At 40.9% G+C, this 4,314-nt stretch carries 5 protein-coding genes; all 5 read right to left on the reverse strand.

Features of this window, described 5'->3' with window-relative positions; genetic code table 11:
- Positions 1–416: 416 nt before the first annotated feature.
- Complete coding sequence (locus VXK47_RS08635) at positions 417–1,271, reverse strand: hypothetical protein (protein ID WP_435548373.1); 855 nt, start codon at positions 1,269–1,271, stop codon at positions 417–419.
- Between the two features lie 106 nt (positions 1,272–1,377).
- On the reverse strand, positions 1,378–2,295 hold the full coding sequence (locus VXK47_RS08640) for a DUF4238 domain-containing protein (RefSeq protein ID WP_435548374.1): 918 nt from the start codon (positions 2,293–2,295) through the stop codon (positions 1,378–1,380).
- 93 nt (positions 2,296–2,388) lie between these two features.
- Entirely contained in the window at positions 2,389–3,063 is a 675-nt protein-coding gene (locus tag VXK47_RS08645; RefSeq protein WP_435548375.1) for a hypothetical protein, read from the reverse strand.
- Between the two features lie 24 nt (positions 3,064–3,087).
- Positions 3,088–3,225 carry a hypothetical protein gene (locus VXK47_RS08650; protein WP_435548376.1) on the reverse strand — a complete coding sequence of 46 codons (138 nt, stop codon included), beginning with the start codon at positions 3,223–3,225 and terminating at the stop codon, positions 3,088–3,090.
- Between the two features lie 199 nt (positions 3,226–3,424).
- Positions 3,425–4,018, reverse strand: coding sequence for a hypothetical protein (locus VXK47_RS08655; RefSeq protein ID WP_435548377.1), 594 nt, complete (start codon positions 4,016–4,018; stop codon positions 3,425–3,427).
- Between the last annotated feature and the right edge of the window lie 296 nt (positions 4,019–4,314).

The raw sequence follows: 4,314 nt of genomic DNA on the forward strand, positions 1-4,314 counted from the left end.
AACACAAAGTTCACCGGCCGGGAACACAAACCGGCTGTGTTTTAACCACGTTTAACTCAACCAAGGTTATTTGGAAAAAAGGCGCGGGTTCCCGGTCGAGTGTGTAACGCTTTGTTATCTTTTATGCAATCTTATTTATTATTTTGCCTTGTTCAGGTAATTGAATAAAAAAAGACCGATAATCCCACCTGTTACTGCTGAGGCAAATGTAGCTAAGAACCACCAACCATATGGATTCCAGCCTTTAGTACTGTCTAAAATATAAAAACAGCAAGGAGCATCCCAAGAAGTATAAATATTATAGGACTGTTGTGCATCTTATTTTGTTGCATATCTCTCATTTTTCAATTTAATGCTCAAGATAACGGAAAGCTAAGCGGGAGCCAGCTTTTTCGGCGATCCGCTTCAGCGCCGGGTTAGGGCCGGATATAGCCTCCCTTTAGTAATATTTCTCTTTCAATCAGCTTCTTAGCCCACGATCTAGCGACCGTTTGGTATTTCGACACAACAGCTCTATGTGTCGGATTGTCTCGCGAATAGCGGGCTTCCTCCTTTTTATCCGAATTCAAATACACCGATGATGGAATCTCTCTTTTTAGAAAAGCAATGGTTTCCTTCGCTCTTGACATGGGATGGGAGATGAAGTTTCTTGCGCTCCGCAGATCTTTGTATTCTTGACTTGAAATTTCCACTTCCAATTCTTCGACTACAAGAAACCATCGCTTCAATTGCTCATCCTCATAATGTTCCGAGTACCCATCCAGTTCCTCCGCCTGAATAACGTTCAGTATGTGCCTCTTAAGGACGAGCGGGACAGAAGGCATTCTCTGTGGAAAGGGTACCGGCGAAGTAAAGCCTGACCCGCGGCATGTCATAGAGGGAAGCACCGCGGAACCATAGTTAAACTCTTCGCCTTTAGAACGGCGTATGATTGCCTCTACGTCCATGTCGCTGGTTATCTGGTATTCTTCACCAGCCTCTGTTACGTAGGACAAACGTTCATCGACTTGGGAGAATTTTGCGTTGCCAAGAAACCGCATTCCCAACATGAACGACTCCACTCTTTGTTCTATCTCTTTTCGCGCCTCTCTCAAGCAGTCCGGGTCAATGTTGTCGGCCCATGTTCTGTAGTGCCCAATCTGTGTTGTTACATCATCGCCGACTTCGAACTCAGAAGCGCTGTCAGGCCATAAGATAGGTCCGGTGGCATATGTTGTCGAAATGTTGATACACTTGCACTTGAACTCTAAGCGTTTGAAGTGCGGTGTCATATCCCCTCCGATGCCTTCCATCTTAGCCCTAACGTATTTCTCACCTGCTGGTGTGGAGCGCAGCGGAACACCGGTCAGGTGCAGAAAATTGTTGTGCCATTTTATGTTAATTCATTAAAGATTCAAGTGTGCTTTTCTTTAAAGAATACACTTGCTCATGTGAACATTGTATTATTGCTTTATTGTAAGAATGCACTTCTTTATCAGTAACTGTTAATGTTTCCAAACCTTCAAATCTATTTTTTTCTATAACAAGAATTGCCAATTTGGGGGATATTGGGTAATAAAACGCAAGATTATCAGGAGCAATATTCTTAGGAGTGCTTAGTGAAAAAATATTTATTACAGGTTGGTCCCCCGTTATAAAATCTGTTTTTGAATAATTTTCTATCATCATCATTTTATAAGTATGTCTATCAAGATAAAGGCTACCACCCATATTTGTTGCAAAAATATGATTTAATACATTATATGAATTTTTCATAATGTCGTAATGTGGTGTAGATATAAATGCGTTCAATGTTGATTCTCTGATTTTTTTTGTACGCATATATTGAACACTCAGATAATAAATAAAATCCAAAAAGCCCTTATCAGTTTTAAAAAATGAGGTATCCCTATTAAGTAAACTCTCTAAATATTGCCCTCCGATAGATTCTATCCCAGAATGGAGATCTTCATCTAAATTGTGAAGGCACAAATCAATTGCCTCTTTCGCCTGTTTAGACTCTGATATATTGGAAATTTCTTTTAATACACGATGTGCATAAGTGAATGCACTCAACAATTTTGCATGTCCTTGCCTTGATTCTTTTGGCGATTTTTTTATGAAACTCATTATGAATTCAAGATCATCGACTTTTAACTCATTAAGTTTATAAAAATCTCTTTGTTGAGCAACCCCCATTAAATTTGGATTTATTATTCTTTTTTCACGTAAACAGAATATTTTTTCATCTATAGCCCAAGATATAAGATATTGTCTCCATACATAATGTTGTTTTCTTTTTTTATGTGAACTCATATTACTCGTCTTCATCGTAGGCACAACGCTCCAAATCACCGGCAGCTTTTGGCTGTCCGAGTGCATTTGCCTTGTTAGCCGAAGTCACTAAAATTACTGTTCCCAGCGTCTTCGCAAAGTTGATATTTTTGCGTCCCTACGTAAAGGCCTTCCGTTAGGATCACATAGTTTGACAGCTCCTTCTGGAACCCCAAATACTTCTTCAATTTTCTTGCAAACAGATCCAACGCTTGCGTCGGCTCGTGCAACCCTAAAACGGGTTGGAATAGATATTCGACAACCTTCCCCATTGGTTACTTCCGCATCAAGCTCCAAATCTTCAGTTTCCGAAACAGAATCTTCCTCTAAATTTTTCTCGCCCTGTGATTCGGTGTACCAAGTACCTGCTTCTAACGGACGCCAAACATGGCCATCCTGAACATGAAAATCCCTGGTTGCCGTTGATGGATTGGTGTGGTCGCTGAGTCTGACATACCCCACTTTCGCTGATTGAAATGCATTTAGCAGCACATCCAATAATTTCTTGTCACCAGCAACACCGAAAAAAGCAGACCACGTTTGCTGATGAAAATTGATACTCATGCCTTGGTAGACATAAATCGTAGCCCTCAAATTTATAGATTTCTCAGCAACAGAAGATAATGCCCTCGTTACCAGATCGCTATAACCATGCAAGCCTTCAGGGATAGAATCAATATCAATCTCAACCGTAGGTAGAGGATCACGGGGCGTTACAATTTGTAATTCACTTTCTGGTCGTTCCAGCATAATAGCCTCCAAATACTGTTTTTGTTAACATATCAACTCGTCATAAATATCAAAGGCTTCCTCTGGATCGTCAACATAGTTGATTTCACTGGAAATTAGATCAGCATCGGGTGGCAGATTTTCATTGAGGATTGAGTTCAGCAATGCATTGGTCACATCCACCAAAGTGTCCTCGAAATCAATACCATGCTCATTGACCTCATCAGTGGAGGCATCGCCTCTTATCGCGTAGCATCCCTCACCCTGAATGTCACTCTCACTGAAACCGATGTGTGGCGCATAATAAACACCAAAGAGATATTCATTGTTGCGGCTTCTTTGACGTCTTGACGGCGTGCTCGTTACCTGGAATCCAAACGGCTCAATGGGCCGACACTATTTCATCAAAGAATGATTCCAATGCATCTCTAACACCGCCCTCAGATTCAATATCTTCATCAGAAAACTCACGTTTAACTCTGAAACTACCCTCATAATAGATTTCAAAAACAAAACTTCTTGACGTGACCATACTGAATACGAGTTCATGGATCGTCACGTTTGTGCCTAGCGTGTCACGAATATCCTGGGCCAACGTTTCCTGAACCGAAGACAAGGCTCTATCTTCGACTTTGAAACCTGAGTAACCGGGTTTTGGGATAATAATATTTTCAGCCTTGAATTCATGTACTTTGGAAACCAGAAAAGGAATGAGATAGGTTGATTGCTGTTTTTCAAATGGACGAACTCCAGTTTTCCTATCAAAGGCAATTTGGTAATCCAGAGGTTCCAATAGTGCCTCTAATTGAAGATTCACAGAATCGCAAAACTCCTCCTCCCATTCTTCATCTGTCAGAGTACCCCCCTTTTCTTCTGTGCGACCCACTGTCGGATTGTGCAGAATAACATCTCTCAAAACTAAACAAAAGAACATCCGCACAATCTTAGAGTCTAAGAATGAATCATTATTATCCATTGCTACTCTCCCATTTTGCGCAACCAAACCTGTTTCAAACGGCTAACGAGATTGTCGAAAAAGTCCATTTCTGCTCTTTTTCAGAAAATCACACATAGTAAATTCAACCAGTTACAAGCAAGAAAAGGCGACTTTTTGGCTTTTTCGACAGGCTCAACACAAAGTTCACCGGCCGGGAACACAAACCGGCTGTGTTTTAACCACGTTTAACTCAACCAAGGTTATTTGGAAAAAAGGCGCGGGTTCCCGGTCGAGTGTGTAACGCTTTGTTATCTTTTATGCAATCTTATTTATTA

Origin of the sequence: Desulfobacterium sp. N47 (assembly GCF_051233685.1) — a bacterium.
Taxonomy (GTDB): domain Bacteria; phylum Desulfobacterota; class Desulfobacteria; order Desulfobacterales; family RPRI01; genus RPRI01.